Origin of the sequence: Lysobacter sp. TAB13, from assembly GCF_052113885.1 — a bacterium.
Classification (GTDB): Bacteria; Pseudomonadota; Gammaproteobacteria; order Xanthomonadales; family Xanthomonadaceae; genus Lysobacter; species Lysobacter gummosus.
In genome coordinates, this window is the sequence record NZ_JBFRDR010000275.1 from 1 (window position 1) to 411 (window position 411).

Genomic DNA, 411 nt, shown 5'->3' on the forward strand with positions numbered 1-411 from the left:
AGTACGGTCAGCGGGTCGCCGGGCGAGTGCTCGGTGTCGAACAGCAGCCAGTCGAAGCCGGAGCCGGCGACCGCCTCGGCCGCATAAGCGCCAGGCAGGCTGCACCAGAGGCCGAGCTGATGGCGGCCCTCGTTCAGGGCGCGCTTGAAAGTGTTGGGCGGCAATTCCATGGCAACCTTAGGCGAAAGAGACGCCGATGGCGCCGAGCGGGCCGTAATCGACCTGTATGACGTCTCCGGCTGCGATGTCGACTGGCCGCGTGAAGGAACCGGCGAGGACGATCTGCCCTTTCTTCAGCCCCGCGCCGACGACATGGAGCTTGTTGACCAGCCAGGCGATGCCGGCAGCCGGGTGACCCATGATGGCAGCCGAAACTCCGGATTCCTCGATGATGCCGTTCTTCGACAGCGT

General features: G+C 65.5%; 1 pseudogene. It reads right to left on the bottom strand.

The features are described 5' to 3' along the window. Positions 1-177: 177 nt before the first annotated feature. Positions 178-411 (bottom strand): annotated as a pseudogene (locus AB4Y92_RS26150) (2-oxo-hept-4-ene-1,7-dioate hydratase); the annotation flags it as partial.